This window comes from Streptomyces sp. MB09-01, from assembly GCF_033794505.1.
GTDB lineage: Bacteria > Actinomycetota > Actinomycetes > Streptomycetales > Streptomycetaceae > Streptomyces.
Map to the genome: position 1 here is coordinate 40,376 of NZ_JARAYQ010000009.1, position 13,610 is coordinate 53,985.

Below are 13,610 nucleotides of genomic sequence, written 5' to 3' on the forward strand. Positions count from 1 at the left end.
GGTCGGCGCGTACGGACTCAGCGTTGCTGGCCGAAGAGGACCGGCCGAGGGCCGGGCCCGGAGCCGGCGCTCAACGCACGCCCCGGGTCCGGAACTGCACGCTGATGCGGGGCCCGACCGCCCGCACCGACTTGGGCACCGCGTGCTCCATGGTGCGCTGGCAGGAGCCGCCCATGACGACGAGGTCGCCGTGACCGAGGGGCAGTCGCAGCAGGGTGGCTCCGCCGTTGCGGGGGCGGAAGGCGAGGTCGCGCGGGTCGCCGACGGAGACGATGGCGACCATGGTGTCCTCGGTCGAGGAGCGGCCGGTCCGGTCCCCGTGCCAGGCGACGCTGTCCCGGCCGTCGCGGTAGAGGCACAGGCCGGCGGTGGCGAAGGGTTCGCCGAGCTCGGCGGCGTAGTGGCGGGTCAGCTCCTCGCGTGCCTCGGTGAGCGAGGGGTGCGGCAGGGCCTCGCCCTCCCCGTAGAAGGCGAGCAGCCTGGGCACCTCCACCTCGCGCTCGTACATCTGCCGCCGCTCGGCGTGCCAGGGCACGTCGGCGGCCAGCCGCTCGAAGAGCGCGTCGGCGCCGCTCAGCCAGCCGGGCAGGTGGTCGACCCAGGCCCCGGCGCCGAGCCCGGTGCGCCGCATGCCGCCCAGGGGGCCGAGCCGGATCTCGTCACCCTGGTCGAAGAGGGAACCCTGAAGGCCCTGGACTGCGTGCATGACCCCAGCCTAACCCCATAAACCGAACACATGCGCGAATTCAGGCCTTGGCGACGGCCTCGTCCTCATCGGCCCGACGGGGGCTGGTGCAGGCCGAACGGCGTGCCCTGGTCGTCGCGGCAGAGCTGGAAGCGGCCGAACCGGGCGACCGACCCGTCGCCGCTCCCCAGGTCGGTGCCGTCGGCGGAGCCGCCGAGCGCGCGGACCCTTTCCAGCGCCGTCTCCATGTCGTCGACCGCGAAGAAGAGGTACGGGCCGGCGCCGGGGTCGTTGCCGTGCAGTCCGCCGGGGACGTTGGGCGTCCGGATCGCGAACCCGCCGCCGCCGGTCGGACCCGGCTCGAAGGTCCAGCCGAAGAGTCCGCCGAAGAAGACACGGGCCTGCTCGCTGTCGCCCGCGCCCAGCTCGAAGAAGGAAAGCTCACCGGCCATCGCCGACTCCCGTCACCCGATTCCGTCACGCAGCACGCAGCACACGTCGCATGCGAGCCGCGCCCGGACCGTCCTCCCACCGTAGGTCCCGCCCCGCCCCGCCGCACCCGCCCGTACCGGCAGCGGCGGGCCGGGGCTTCGGCGCGCCCGCTCAACTGCCACCCGCGCGGACGACGCACGGCCGGGAGAGGACGGTGACGGCGACGGAGACGGCGGCGACGAGCGCGATCGCCGCGCCGGGGGCGAGGTACTGGGCCAGGCCGCCGGCGAGGGCGGCGCCGAGGCCCTGCCAGGTCATCCGGCCGGCCGACTCGACCCCCTGGACCTGGCCGCGGACCCGGTCGGGGGTCAGGTCCAGGAGCTGCTCCTGGAGGGGCATGGTCGCAGCGAATCCGGCACTGGCGAGGAACACCGCGGCCGCCACCACCGGGAGGGGCGGGTGGAACGCGAACAGCAGGAAGGGGACGGCGAGCAGCAGCCGCAGGGCGAAGGCGTGGCGGCGGCGCCGCTCGGCGCTCAGCAGCCTGCCGACGGCCAGGTCCCCGAGGAGCATGCCGGCCGATCCGGCGGCCAGGAGGGTGCCGGCGTGGCCGGGGTCGTAGGAGATGAACAGGGCCTCGCAGCCGACGATCAGACCGTTGGGGACCCACAGGTTCAGCAGCAGTGCCCGCCGGCCCGGGTGGGAGAACAGCTCGGCGTTCGTCGTCCAGGTCCGGCGCAGTCCGGGGCGACGGGTGAGCCGGATCGAGCGCTCCCGGACGGTGGCCGCCACCACGGCGAGTCCGAGGGCGGCCAGGGCGGCGGCCACGAGGAAGACCCCGTACGGGCTCAGGTGCGACAGCAGTACGGCGCCGGCGGCGTAGCCGAGGATCGCCGTGCCGCCCGAGGTGATGTTCATGAGCGAACGCGCGGGCGCGTAGGCGGAGTTCGGCACGATCTCGGCGAGCAGCCCCAGCCGGGTGCCGGTCCCGAGGGACTGGAAGAAGCCCAGCACCAGCAGCAGCCCGAACCGGGCGGCCAGCGGCAGCCCCGGAACGGCCTGGGCGCAGACACCGACCAGCGAGGCGAACTGGAGCGCGACGACGGTCCGGCGCGGCCGGCTCCCGTCCGCGACCGACATCAGCGTCAGCGCGCCGAGCACCGTCGCGAACGTGGCGCCGTACATGCTCACGGCCGTCAGGAAGGGGGAACGGGTCTGCTGGGCGACGAGGGTGCCGAGGGCGAAGCCCGACAGGGTGCTCGCGGCGACGGTCAGGGTGAAGCCGGCGTAGAGGCCGGTGAACTCCCGGTTGCGGAGCAGGTCGCGGTAGCCGGTGGTGTGCCGGGAAGGCCTGGAGGACGGCTTGGAGGAAGGAGAGGGAGGAGAGGAGGGAGAGGGAGGAAGGGAAGAAGGCATGAAAAAAGCCTCCGGACACGTGCACGGGGCACGCACGCCGAAGGCCAACACCGGGATTCTAGCAGTCTTTTCCGTACCACTCCTTGGACGCTTCCGGCCATCTGCCCAGGTCCGGGGCGGCATCTCCGCCGCAGCCGCATGTGATCAGAAACTCACGCACTTGGCCGCAGGCCCGCCGCACGGTAGCGTCACCGCGACATTTGCACATAGCGACGACGGCGAGACGGAAGCCCGGTGTGAATCCGGCATGGTCGCGCCACTGTGTGCTGCGGTGACATCCCCTCCGGGGGGCGCCGTGGCGAGTCAGACCCGAGGACCGTCGTCCTGCACCACCGTATGGGACGCGTTGTTCCCCGAGGAGGTTCCATCATGGCCGAGGCTGTCGCTTCCGCTGCCGTATCCACCCCCGCAGGCTCCCTGTCGGCCCCGCTGCCCGTGCGCGCGGTCCTGCCCTGGGCGCTCTTCATCGGTCTCCTGGCGCTCGTCGCCCTGTACTTCGTCGGCGCCGAGCAGGGCGCCACTGCCGTGTTCGCCGGCGAGGGCGTGCACGAGTGGGTCCACGACGGTCGTCACCTGCTCGGCTTCCCCTGCCACTGAGAGGCCACGCACATGCACGCCTCCACTGTCAGAGGTCTGTTGGTCCGCGGCATGCTCGCGGGCCTGATCGCCGGCCTGTTCGCCTTCGCCGTCGCCTACGTGGTGGGTGAGCCCCCGGTACGGGGCTCCATCGCCGTGGAGGAGGCCCAGGCCGCCCAGGACGCGGCGGGCGCCCCGAGCGCTCACGCCGGGCACGGCGGCGGCGACGCCGCACCGGCCGAAGCCGCCGAAGCCGCCGAAGAGGAGGAACTGGTCAGCCGGCCGGTGCAGTCCACCTTCGGTCTGGCCACGGGCCTCCTGGTCTACGGGGTCGCGCTGGGCGGCATCGCCTCGCTCGCGTTCTCGTTCGCCCTCGGCCGCATCGGCGGGTTCAGCCCGCGGGCCACGGCGGCGCTCACCGCGGCCGGTGCGTTCGCCACCGTCTACCTGGTGCCGTTCCTCAAGTACCCGGCCACTCCGCCGGCGGTGGGCAATCCGGACACCATCGGACAGCGCACCACGCTGTTCTTCCTGATGATCCTGCTGAGCGTGCTGCTCGGCATCGGCGCGATCATCCTCGGGCGACGGCTGGCACCGCGTCTGGGCAACTGGAACGCGACGCTGGCCGCGAGCGGCGCCTTCGTCGTCGCCGCCGCCCTGGCGTTCGTGTTCCTGCCGGACAACAGCGACGCGGTCCAGCCCGGTTTCCCGGCCGCCCTGCTCTGGGAGTTCCGGGTCGCCTCGCTGGCCGTCCAGTTGGTGTTGTGGGCGGTGTTCGCCATCGTCTTCGGCGTCCTGGCCCAGCGGCTCCTGGCCTCGCGCGCGGACGGCACGGAGGCCACGGCCCAGCAGACGGCGCCCGCCCTCGGCTGATCCCACCCGCCCTGCCTGCACCACGGGCCCCGTCACCCCCGGCCGGGGGTGACGGGGCCCGTGGCTTTGCACCGTGACCGCCCTACGATGTGCGCATGAGCGCAGGCACGGATCTGGCAGGTGCACAGGTTTCGCAGGAGCGGGGTGACCGGCTGGAGGTCGCCGCGTCCGTTCTGGCCCTGCTCGCGGACCGCACCCGCCTGGCGCTGATGGAGCGGCTCGCCCGCGGCGAGGCCGATGTCACCACCCTCACCGAGGCGTGCGGGGCGGCCAGGCCCTCGGTCAGCCAGCACCTCGCCAAGCTCCGCCTCGCCGGGCTGGTGACCACCCGCAAGGACGGCCGCCGGGTCGTCTACGCCGTACGCCACGGGCATCTGCGGCGGCTGGTGGACGAGGCCCTGAACGCCGCCGACCACCAGCTCGGTTCCCTGCCCCCGCACGACTGAGCCGGCGACCGGCCGGACCGCCGCAATCCGTCCGTCCGTACGTCCACCCGTCCGCACGTCCAACACGTGCACAGGTGCGCACATGTTGGCTACGCTGACGTGGAGTCATCGATCCGCCGACCGGACGGGGCCGCCCGTGCTGTCCGTACTGCGCAACGGCACCTACCGCCGCCTCTTCACCGCCCAGGTCGTCGCCCTGGTCGGAACCGGTCTCGCCACCGTCGCGCTGAGCCTGCTCGCCTACGACCTGGCGGGCGCCGACGCCTCGGCGGTCCTCGGCACCGCGCTCGCGATCAAGATGATCGCCTACGTCGGCATCGCCCCGCTGATCGGCGCGGTCGCCGGCCGGATCCCCCGCCGCAGCCTCATGGCGGCGATGGACCTCACCCGCGCCGGCGTCGCCTCGGCCCTTCCGTTCGTCACCGAGGTCTGGCAGATCCACGTCCTGATCTTCCTGCTGCAGGCGGCGTCGGCCGCCTTCACGCCGACGTTCCAGGCCACCGTTCCCGAGGTCCTTCCCGCCGAACGCGACTACACCCGGGCCCTGTCGATGACCCGGCTCGCCTACGACCTGGAGAGCCTCTTCAGCCCGGTCCTGGCCACGGCCCTGCTGACGCTGGTCTCCTACGACTGGCTGTTCGCCGGCACGGCCCTCGGCTTCCTCGCCTCCGCCGCGCTCGTCGTCGCCACCGTGCTGCCCCGGCCCGCCCCCGCCGAACCGGCCGACGGCCTCCGCGCCCGGGCCGCCTTCGGTATCCGTCTCTTCCTGGCGACTCCCCGACTGCGCGCCCTGCTCGCCCTCGACCTCGCCGTCGCCGCCGCCGGCGCCCTCGTCTTCGTCGGCACCGTCGCCCTGGTCCGCGGCCACTTCGGCCGCGCGGCCGGCGCCGTCTCGCTCGCGCTCGGCGCGTACGGCGCCGGATCCGTGCTGGCCGCACTGGTCCTGCCCCGGCTCCTGCAGCACGCCGCCGACCGCACGGTGATGCTCCGCGCCGCCTTCGCCCTCCCGGCGCTCCTGGCCGCCGCGGCGGCCGTCACCTCCACCAGCCCGGGCTCCTGGTCCTGGCCCGCGCTCCTCGTGCTCTGGGCAGCGCTCGGCGCCGCCTGCTCCGCCGTCCTGACTCCCGGGGGCCGCCTGATCCGCCGCTCCACCGCCGACGCGGACCTGCCCGCCGCCTTCGCCGCCCGGTTCTCCCTCTCCCACGGCTGCTGGCTGCTCACCTATCCGCTGGCCGGGTGGCTCGGCGCGGGGGCGGGCCTGCCGCCGACCGCCCTGGTCCTGGCGGCCGTCGCCCTCGGTTCCACGACGGCCGCTGCCGTGATCTGGCCCGCCCGTGACCCGTACCGGCTGGAACACGTCCACCCCGACCTGCCTCCCGGCCACCCCCACCTCGCCGACGCCCGCCCCTCCGGCGGCGGCTGGCGGCACGACCACCACTACGTCATCGACCGGCACCACCACCGCTGGCCCTGACGGATCCGGGGGCCACCGAAAATCGCTGGTCGGTCGCCGCCGAGGGGGTTACGATCACCGCGATGACCACTCATACCGCTCACAGATCGGGGGTCCCGTCCGCGCAAGGTGAGTGCTGATGCCCACTCAGACCGCGTACGGGGATTCCCGCCTTTCCTTCTGGCTGCGCGTACGCGAGTACGCCGTGCCGCCGTCCATGATCGAGACCGCGACCGCCCGCCGTTCCGTCGGGGACTGGGCCGGGGCCTGCGCCGCCGCAGGCGTCGACGTCGATCTCCATCTGCGTTCCGTGGCACGCTCCTACGGCCACGACCTCACGGCCCGGATCCGGGCCGATCTCCGCCATCTGGCGCCCGACCTGCTGCGCTGGCACATGCCGCGCATCGCTCCCGACGGGCTGCTGCGCCCGGACCTGACCCTCTCCCTGGCCCGGTACGAGGTCGCGGAGGGGGACGGGCCGCGGTCGAGGGCACGTCCGGTCCACCTCGTCGCCCGGACCGCCCCGGCCTGGGCGGACGCCGGTCAGCGGATCAGCCTCGCACTGTGGGACGGATCGGGCGCCTGCGGTGATCCGCGCCCCCGCGCCCGTCCCGAACGGCGGTTCCGCCTCGACCTGCACCGCCACTCGTGGGACGCGCGCAGGTCCGACGAGCTGAGGGCCCGGTCCGGGGCCGAACGGCCGACCGCCCACGGGTGCCTTGAGGACCCGGATCTAAGGGCGATGCTCCCACCGGGGCACCACTGCGCCGTGGACCGGTGGACCGAGGAGGCACAGATCCTGCTCCGCGCCGAGGGACGGCCCCCCGGGGCCGTCACCGTACGGTTCGGCGCCCGGCGGCGGCTGGTCCTGGACCTGGTCGCGGACGGGGACGGGGACACGGAAGACGGGCCCCTTGCCCTGCGGGTCGGGGCACCGCCCGCCGACGGCGGCGTCTCCGCCCTGCCGGTCCTGCCCGACGCGGCGGTCCGGGTGCTGCCCGACCTGGACCTGCTCCGCGCCGGTGCGCTCGATGCCGACCGGCTGCACCCCCTGGTCGCCGCCGCACTCGTACCGGGCCACGCGCCGGCCGGGCCGCCCCGGATCCCGGACCCGGCGGGGCAACCGCGCCTCGTCGAATGCCGGGGAGCCCTGCACCGGATCGGCCTGGTCGACGGCGTGCTGGCCCCGCTGGACCACGATCCGGCAGAGATCCGCCGGGAGGAACTGCTGGTGGCGCTCACCGGCACTCCGCTCCCCTGCCTGCAGGTCATCGACGCGGCGCACCGCCATCCGGACTGTCTGACCGGCGTGCGCGAACGCCTGGACCACGGCGACACCGCCGGTGCGCTGGCCGTCGTCGAGGGTCTGCTGGGCCCCGGCGCACTGCTGCGCGCCGGCGCCCTGCGGGACGCCCTGGAGGCGGCCGCCCTGCGGCGGATCACCTACGGGCTGTTCCGGGCCGGCCTGGCCGGACCCGGACCCGGCCGCATCGACCGGGGGGCCCGCCGCCCCCGGCGGTACCGCTCGCACCCGCGCCAAGCCCTGCGCTGACCGGGGGACTTCCCTCCCCCGCGCCCGCTCCGCCCTCACGAAACCACAAGGTGATCGACCATGCCCGCAACCCTTCCGTTCGCTGCCACCGACGTCGCCGGCACCCCTTCCTCTCCGAACCCTTCCCCCGCCGACCCGGCCGGTGCCTCCCAGCTCGACGTCGCCGGCGCACTGCTGTCGCTGCTCCGCGACACCACCACCGAACCGCGCCCCGACGCACAACTGGAGGCGCTGACCCTGGCCGTGGCCGCCGACCTGCCCGTACTCCTGTGGGGCGAGCCGGGGATCGGGAAGACGGCGGCCCTGACCCAGCTCGCGGAGTCGCTGGACCTTCCGCTGACGACCGTCATCGCCAGCGTCCACGAACCGTCCGACTTCTCCGGGCTGCCCGTCCTGGGCGACGACCCCGCGGAACAGGGCGTCCCGATGGCCCCGCCGGACTGGGCCGTCCGGCTCGTACGGGCCGGCCGGGGGCTGCTGTTCCTCGACGAGCTGTCCACCGCCCCGCCGGCCGTCCAGGCCGCCCTGCTGCGCCTCGTACTCGAACGGCGGATCGGCGCCCTGCAACTGCCGCCCGGGGTACGGATCGTGGCGGCCGCCAACCCGCGGTCCTCGGCTGCCGACGGCTGGGAGCTGAGCCCGCCCCTGGCCAACCGGTTCGTCCATCTCCAGTGGACCCACGACCACGAGGTCGTGGTGCGCGGGCTCGGCGGGACGTGGCCCCGCGCGAGCCTGCCGCGCCTCGACGCGCAGGCCCTGCCGGCGGCCGTGGACCACGCCCGCCGCGCGGTGTGCGGGTTCCTCTCCGCCCGCCCCGCGCTCGTGCACCGGCTGCCCAACAGCGAGACGCGGCGGGGCGGTCCCTGGCCGTCCCCGCGCAGCTGGGACATGACACTGAGTCTGATCGCCTTCGCGACCGCCGCCGGCTCCTCCAGGGAGGTGCTCTCCCTGCTGGTCCGGGGCACCGTGGGGGACGGTCCCGCGCTGGAGTTGCTGGCGGGCATGGACCGGATGGACCTCCCCGACCCCGAGGATCTGCTCGCCGACCCGGCGGGTGCCGTCCTGCCCGAGCGGGGAGATCTGCGCCAGGCCGTGCTCGACGCGGTGGTGGCGGCCGTCCGCAAGCGTCCGGAGAAGTCCCGCTGGGACGCCGCGTGGGCGCTGCTGGTCCGGGCGCTGGAGACCGGAGCCCCGGACCTGCTGGTCGTGCCCGCGACCACGCTCGCCACGCTGCGCCAGGAGGACTGGGACGTTCCGGCATCGATCGAGCGGCTCGCCGGAGTGGTGTCCCTGTCCCGGCGGGCGGACCGGGCGGCGGACCGGGCCGCGGCGCGGACCGCGGTCCCCGTCCAGGCCGGCCGGTGAGCCCGGACGCACCGGGGGCACCGGCGACACCGGCGACACCGGCGACACCGGGGAGACAGCACCTCTGCCTCGGCCTCGCCCTCGACTTCGAGAAGCTCTTCGCCGCCCGACTGCAGGCCGCCCGGGTCCGGCCGTACCTGGCGACGGCCCTCTTCGCCCTGCACACCGTGGAGTCACGGCGGGTGCCGACGATGGCCGTCGACCGGCACTGGCGGTGCTACGTCTCGCCCTCCTTCGTGGACCGGACGCCGGTGGAGGAGCTCGCCGGGGTCTGGGTGCACGAGGTGTCGCACCTCCTGCGCGACCATCACGGGCGCGGTGACCGCTACGCGCGGGCGCACGGGCTGACCGGCCCGGGAGAGCGGCTGCGGATGAACATCGCCGCGGACTGCGAAATCAACGACGACGCCTTCGGAGACGGTCTGGTCGGGCCCGGGGACGCCGTGACGCCGGAGGCCCTGGGGCTGCCCGCCGGTCAGCTGATGGAGGACTACCTGCGCCAGTTCCGGCTCTCGGCGCATACGCAGGGTCTGGCCTGGCTGGACTGCGGCAGTGGCGCCGACGGCCTGGACCGGGAGTGGGACCTGGGCCCGGACGGCGCTCACGGGCTCAGCACGCAGGAACGGGACGCGGTCCGGTTCCGGGTGGCCCAGGGCATCAACGGCCGTCCGGGAAGCGCCCCGAAGGGGTGGCAGCGGTGGGCGGACGAGGCGTTCCATCCGCCGCAGCCGTGGCGCGACCTGCTGGGGGCGGCCATCCGGTCGGCGATCTCCGGCTCGGGTGCGGGCGAGGACTACAGCTACGGCCGTCCGTCCCGGCGTTCGGCCGGGGTGCCCGGGGCCGTTCTGCCGAGCCTGCGGCGCAGGCCGCCCCGGGTCACGGTGGTCATCGACACCTCCGCGTCGGTCAGCGATGCCGAACTGGGCAGTGCGCTCCTGGAGGTCGCCGCGATCTCCCGCGCCGTGGGCGGCCGGCGCGACCTGGTCACCGTGGTGCCGTGCGACGCGGCGGCCCGGATCGTGCACCCGCTGTGCCGGGGCGAGGGCATCCCGCTGCTGGGCGGTGGGGGTACGAACCTGCGTGAGGGGTTCGCCAAGGCGCTCCGGACGGGGCCGCGGCCGGACGTGATCGTGGTCCTGACCGACGGCCAGACCCCCTGGCCGGACACCCGGCCGCCGTGCCGGACGGTGGTGGGGCTCTTCCCCCGTGGGCGCCCGGCCCAGTGGGACGAGGAGGATCCCGACTACGTGCCGGACTCTCCGCCCGGGTGGGCCCGCGTGGTGACCATCGACGCGTGAGCGCGGGCCGGTGCCCGTCGGTCCAGGAACGCCGTGGCGGTCGCCACGAAGCGGTCGGCGTCGTCGAGCCACGGGTAGTGGCCCGCTCCGGGCTGTACGGCGAGCGTGGCGTCGGGGAACAGCTCCGCGAACCGGGTCACCGTCCGGGGAGGGCTGTTCAGGTCGAACTCCCCGACGAGGAGCAGTACGGGTGCCTCGAGAGCGGCGAGCGCCGCACGGGTGTTCTCCGGGTCGAAGGCGCCCTCGGCCGCGAAGAGGGCGACGGCCTCGCCGTTGGCCGGCCGACCGGCCGCGTGGTGCTGCTGCGCCGCAGCGTCCCACCGGCCGCAGAAGAAGGGTGCGACGGCGTCCCAGTCGCTGCCGGTGCCCCCGGTGATCGCCTCCAGGGCGGCGAAGGCCGCGGGGAACCACGGCTCGTTCCTCCTGAGCAGCGCGAGTTCGCGTCGCGTCTCGCCGGTGACGGCGATGCCGACGGCCCGGACGCCGGGGCCGATCAGGGCGAGCCTGCGGATCTTGTCCGGGTACGTCGCCGCGTACTGCGCCGCGAGGTTCGCGCCGCCCGAGTGGGCCAGCAGGTCGATCCGGGGCAGCCCGAGGTGTTCGCGCAGGGCTTCGACGTCGCCGACCAGGCGGTCGCAGCGGTAGGAGGCGGTGTCTTCGGGAACCGCGGACCGGCCGGTGCCGCGAAGGTCCAGGACGATGAGCCGGCGGCGCGCGGACAGGCCGCCGAGGTCGCCGAGGTAGCGGGAGTCCGAGGGACCCCCGGGCAGGCAGACGAGCGGCTCGCCGTCCCCGGTCACGCGGTAGGCGAGCCGGGTTCCGTCGGGCGCTGAGAAGGTGGGCATGCCGCGGATCCTGCCAGCCATAACCAGGTTGTACAACCTGGTTATGGCGAGGGTGGGGCCGGGGTGTATAACCGGGTCATGACAGGGGAAGAGGACACGCACCGCGGCCCCGGGGCATTGACCGAGGAACAGGCCGAGCGGATGTTCGCCGGCATGAACGAGGTCATCCGCGCCGGAGAGGAGATGCGGAAGCTGCGCACCGAAATGATCCAGGTGCTATCCGGGCTGGGCTGGACCCAGGACCGGATCGCCCGGCTCGCCGACATGAGCCAGCCCGCCGTGTCCAAGCAGGCGGCGAAGCACCGGACGGGCGAGCCGCCGACGCCGATGGCGCTCTCGCTGGACCAGCACGACGCGCCCTGGCTCGAAGGCCGTCTGTGGGGCCTCGCCGAGGAGATCTCCGAGACCCTCGGCGACACCGCCCGCTGCTCCCGTTACGTCGACGCCGTCGCCCGGGGAAGGAAGCGCTTCACGCCCCGGACCGTCGACGAGCTGCGGCGCCTGGTCGAAGAGGACCTGATGCTGCACCGGGACGGGCTGCCCGCCGGCTACCGGACGGCGTACGACCGGATCAGCCGCGGCCTCGACGTCCCGCCGCAGGCCGCAGCCCCTGCCACCGGCACGAGCACCGCGTCGGCCTCGGTGCGGCGCGCCCTCGCCCACCGGATCCAGCGCGACCACCTCGGCGCCGGCGCGAACGCCGTCTAGACGGGCTTGAGGGCGGCGGCGCCGAAGGAGACGTCGAAGCGGTCGCACCAGATGGCGAGGCTGCTGTAGTCGGCCGGGTTCACGTCGGCCGGAACGGCATAGTTCTGGTCGCCCTTGTTCCCCTTGAGAGCACCGAGGCTGACGTGCTCGCCGTCGTCGAAGACGCGCCAGCCGGCGACGCCCTCGACGACCGGGGCATCGGTCAGCCAGACTTTGAGGTCGGGTCCGTTGCTCGTGTCCAGGTCCTCCAGGCGGAGGACGTGCGAGCCGTCGGCGAGGCGGAGGAGTGTGACGGTGCCGGTGGTGGCGTGCTCGTGGCTGATCAGGGTGCCCTGGGCCACCGTCCGCGGTGCGGCGGGCGGGCTCGCCGACGCGTTGGCCTTCGGGGCGGCCGAGACGGTGGGGACGGCCTCGTTCACCGTGTCCTCCACCCACAGCTTCCAGGGCTCGAACCAGTACAGGCCGAAGGCCAGCCCGGCCGCCGCGACCACCGCGCCGCCGATCAGCAGGGGCCTGCGCCGCCGCCCACGCTCAAGTACCACGCCCGGTCCTCCGTCATGCCGCTGTGCGGCGCCGCCCGTTGTGGTGACGGCGCGCCGGGGGATGCGCCCGCCCGGCCCGGTCATCAAACCACGCCCCCGCCGGGCGTGCGGCGGCGTCAGAGGTCCCAGGACCTCGAGCGTGCCTGCGCCTCCCACTCCGCACGGAGCAGGGAGAGGACGGCGACGTCGAGGCGGCGCCCCGGTGCAGACAGGCCGAGCGCCGCACCTGTGCGACATCCCGTGGGTTCCCGTGGTTCTTGCCGGAAGCCTGAGCCCCTGGCCTGGGGCTTCTCTCTCGTTCGCGTGATCGGCCGGTCAGTGACGTGACTTCGGGATTCCTGAAGCTTTCTCGTCCGATCTGATCAGTCTGCAGTCTGGTCGAAGGCGGGGAGGCGCATGCTGTCGACGCTGGCGGTGGTGAGAAAACTCGGCAGAGTTCTGGAGAACTCACGGGATGTCGCACTGAGGCGCTTGAGTCTCCAGCCGCCGGAGGGTTCAGGATCTTACTCATGGACGACGAACGCCCCGACGTGCTCACCATTGGCCGGCTCGCGCATCGCACGGGACTCCCGGTACGTACCCTGCGCTTCTGGTCGGACGAGGGGGCGGTACCGCCTGTGGGCCGTTCCGCGGGCGGCTACCGGTTGTACGACGCCGAGTCCGTGGCCCGCGTCGAGCTGGTCCGCACCCTGCGGGAGCTGGGCCTCGGGCTCGACGACGTGTGCCGTGTCCTGAGCGGCCGCACCACGGTCGCCGGGGTCGCTGACGCGCATGTGGCCGCGCTCGACGCGCAGATCCGCTCCCTCAAGGTGAGCCGGGCCGTCCTGTCCACCGTGGCGAAACGGGGTTCGACCGTTGAGGAGACAGCACTGATGAACCGGTTGGCGCGGCTTTCCGCCGCCGAGCGCAAGCAGATCATCGACGAGTTCAAGGAGGAGGTGTTCGGCGGCCTCGACGACCCGCGCCTGCGCGACCGCATGCGCGCCTTCAGCATCGAATTGCCCGACGATCCCACACCTGAGCAGGTCGACGCCTGGATCGAATTGGCGGAATTGGTTCGGGACCCCGGGTTCCGCGCCCGGTTGCGCACATGGATGGAGCTCAACACGCCCGTACCGGGGCAGAGCCGTCCCCCCGGGGCGTCCATCTGGTGGGCCAGGCAGATCGTGCAGACCGTCGCGGAGGTCAGAAAGGGCGGGGTCGCTCCCGAGGGGCCGGCAGCGGCCGAGGTGCTGTCTGAGCTGTTCGGTGGCGCCGATCGGGCCGCCGTGCTGCGCAGCCTGGAGGCCGGGATCGAGGCAGGAGCGGAGCACTACCGCAGGCTCGTCGCCCGTGTGCGCGGGCAGAATTCGTCGCCCGACGCAACCGAGGAGCTGGAATGGCTGGCGCGGGCCCTGCGCGCCGCGGATCAGACCTGAC

14 protein-coding genes are annotated in these 13,610 nt (G+C 73.9%); 9 read left to right on the plus strand and 5 right to left on the minus strand.

Annotated features, from left to right (window positions below; translation table 11 throughout):
• Nucleotides 1–70 precede the first annotated feature (70 nt).
• The 3 genes from PV721_RS03445 to PV721_RS03455 all read right to left on the minus strand — a co-directional run bounded on the left by PV721_RS03445 (nucleotide 71) and on the right by PV721_RS03455 (nucleotide 2,533).
• On the minus strand, nucleotides 71–706 hold the full coding sequence (locus PV721_RS03445; RefSeq protein WP_319721276.1) for an alpha-ketoglutarate-dependent dioxygenase AlkB: 636 nt from the start codon (nucleotides 704–706) through the stop codon (nucleotides 71–73).
• 65 nt (nucleotides 707–771) lie between these two features.
• Nucleotides 772–1,137, minus strand: coding sequence for a VOC family protein (locus tag PV721_RS03450; RefSeq protein ID WP_319721277.1), 366 nt, complete (start codon nucleotides 1,135–1,137; stop codon nucleotides 772–774).
• A gap of 151 nt (nucleotides 1,138–1,288) precedes the next feature.
• A complete protein-coding gene (locus PV721_RS03455; RefSeq protein ID WP_319721278.1) occupies nucleotides 1,289–2,533 on the minus strand; it encodes an MFS transporter in 1,245 nt (414 codons plus the stop codon).
• Between the two features lie 369 nt (nucleotides 2,534–2,902).
• Between PV721_RS03455 and PV721_RS03460 the strand changes: the two genes are divergently transcribed.
• The 7 genes from PV721_RS03460 to PV721_RS03490 all read left to right on the plus strand — a co-directional run bounded on the left by PV721_RS03460 (nucleotide 2,903) and on the right by PV721_RS03490 (nucleotide 10,096).
• Complete coding sequence (locus PV721_RS03460) at nucleotides 2,903–3,130, plus strand: CbtB domain-containing protein (RefSeq protein WP_319721279.1); 228 nt, start codon at nucleotides 2,903–2,905, stop codon at nucleotides 3,128–3,130.
• Between the two features lie 12 nt (nucleotides 3,131–3,142).
• On the plus strand, nucleotides 3,143–3,982 hold the full coding sequence (locus tag PV721_RS03465; RefSeq protein ID WP_319721280.1) for a CbtA family protein: 840 nt from the start codon (nucleotides 3,143–3,145) through the stop codon (nucleotides 3,980–3,982).
• A 95-nt stretch (nucleotides 3,983–4,077) separates the two neighbouring features.
• Entirely contained in the window at nucleotides 4,078–4,428 is a 351-nt protein-coding gene (locus tag PV721_RS03470; protein ID WP_319721281.1) for an ArsR/SmtB family transcription factor, read from the plus strand.
• Nucleotides 4,429–4,564: 136 nt separating this feature from the next.
• Nucleotides 4,565–5,902, plus strand: coding sequence for an MFS transporter (locus PV721_RS03475; RefSeq protein ID WP_319721310.1), 1,338 nt, complete (start codon nucleotides 4,565–4,567; stop codon nucleotides 5,900–5,902).
• Nucleotides 5,903–6,020: 118 nt separating this feature from the next.
• Complete coding sequence (locus tag PV721_RS03480) at nucleotides 6,021–7,433, plus strand: hypothetical protein (RefSeq protein WP_319721282.1); 1,413 nt, start codon at nucleotides 6,021–6,023, stop codon at nucleotides 7,431–7,433.
• A 60-nt stretch (nucleotides 7,434–7,493) separates the two neighbouring features.
• Nucleotides 7,494–8,798, plus strand: a complete 1,305-nt coding sequence (locus PV721_RS03485; protein ID WP_319721283.1) for a MoxR family ATPase — start codon at nucleotides 7,494–7,496, stop codon at nucleotides 8,796–8,798.
• 110 nt (nucleotides 8,799–8,908) lie between these two features.
• Nucleotides 8,909–10,096, plus strand: a complete 1,188-nt coding sequence (locus tag PV721_RS03490; protein WP_416371016.1) for a DUF2201 family putative metallopeptidase — start codon at nucleotides 8,909–8,911, stop codon at nucleotides 10,094–10,096.
• On the opposite strand, the gene PV721_RS03495 is transcribed toward PV721_RS03490, so the two are convergent.
• Complete coding sequence (locus tag PV721_RS03495) at nucleotides 10,042–10,941, minus strand: alpha/beta hydrolase (RefSeq protein WP_319721285.1); 900 nt, start codon at nucleotides 10,939–10,941, stop codon at nucleotides 10,042–10,044. The two genes, PV721_RS03490 and PV721_RS03495, sit on opposite strands and share 55 nt — an antisense overlap.
• A gap of 78 nt (nucleotides 10,942–11,019) precedes the next feature.
• Here PV721_RS03495 and PV721_RS03500 point away from each other — a divergent pair, with 78 nt between their 5' ends.
• On the plus strand, nucleotides 11,020–11,649 hold the full coding sequence (locus tag PV721_RS03500) for a sigma-70 family RNA polymerase sigma factor (RefSeq protein ID WP_319721286.1): 630 nt from the start codon (nucleotides 11,020–11,022) through the stop codon (nucleotides 11,647–11,649).
• Here the strand turns inward: PV721_RS03500 and PV721_RS03505 are convergent.
• Nucleotides 11,646–12,191 carry a DM13 domain-containing protein gene (locus PV721_RS03505; RefSeq protein WP_319721287.1) on the minus strand — a complete coding sequence of 182 codons (546 nt, stop codon included), beginning with the start codon at nucleotides 12,189–12,191 and terminating at the stop codon, nucleotides 11,646–11,648. The genes PV721_RS03500 and PV721_RS03505 overlap by 4 nt on opposite strands.
• Nucleotides 12,192–12,700: 509 nt before the next feature.
• Between PV721_RS03505 and PV721_RS03510 the strand changes: the two genes are divergently transcribed.
• Nucleotides 12,701–13,609, plus strand: a complete 909-nt coding sequence (locus PV721_RS03510) for a MerR family transcriptional regulator (protein WP_319721288.1) — start codon at nucleotides 12,701–12,703, stop codon at nucleotides 13,607–13,609.
• Nucleotide 13,610: the final 1 nt, after the last annotated feature.

What these genes read in the sequence shown, in the direction of transcription:
- PV721_RS03500 (WP_319721286.1), top strand. Translation starts at nt 11,020, where the DNA reads ATGACAGGGGAAGAGGACACGCACCGCGGCCCCGGGGCATTGACCGAG.
- PV721_RS03510 (WP_319721288.1), top strand. Translation starts at nt 12,701, where the DNA reads ATGGACGACGAACGCCCCGACGTGCTCACCATTGGCCGGCTCGCGCAT.
- PV721_RS03485 (WP_319721283.1), top strand. Translation starts at nt 7,494, where the DNA reads ATGCCCGCAACCCTTCCGTTCGCTGCCACCGACGTCGCCGGCACCCCT.
- PV721_RS03460 (WP_319721279.1), top strand. Translation starts at nt 2,903, where the DNA reads ATGGCCGAGGCTGTCGCTTCCGCTGCCGTATCCACCCCCGCAGGCTCC.
- PV721_RS03465 (WP_319721280.1), top strand. Translation starts at nt 3,143, where the DNA reads ATGCACGCCTCCACTGTCAGAGGTCTGTTGGTCCGCGGCATGCTCGCG.
- PV721_RS03450 (WP_319721277.1), bottom strand. Translation starts at nt 1,137, where the DNA reads ATGGCCGGTGAGCTTTCCTTCTTCGAGCTGGGCGCGGGCGACAGCGAG.
- PV721_RS03445 (WP_319721276.1), bottom strand. Translation starts at nt 706, where the DNA reads ATGCACGCAGTCCAGGGCCTTCAGGGTTCCCTCTTCGACCAGGGTGAC.
- PV721_RS03495 (WP_319721285.1), bottom strand. Translation starts at nt 10,941, where the DNA reads ATGCCCACCTTCTCAGCGCCCGACGGAACCCGGCTCGCCTACCGCGTG.
- PV721_RS03470 (WP_319721281.1), top strand. Translation starts at nt 4,078, where the DNA reads ATGAGCGCAGGCACGGATCTGGCAGGTGCACAGGTTTCGCAGGAGCGG.
- PV721_RS03455 (WP_319721278.1), bottom strand. Translation starts at nt 2,533, where the DNA reads ATGCCTTCTTCCCTTCCTCCCTCTCCCTCCTCTCCTCCCTCTCCTTCC.
- PV721_RS03480 (WP_319721282.1), top strand. Translation starts at nt 6,021, where the DNA reads ATGCCCACTCAGACCGCGTACGGGGATTCCCGCCTTTCCTTCTGGCTG.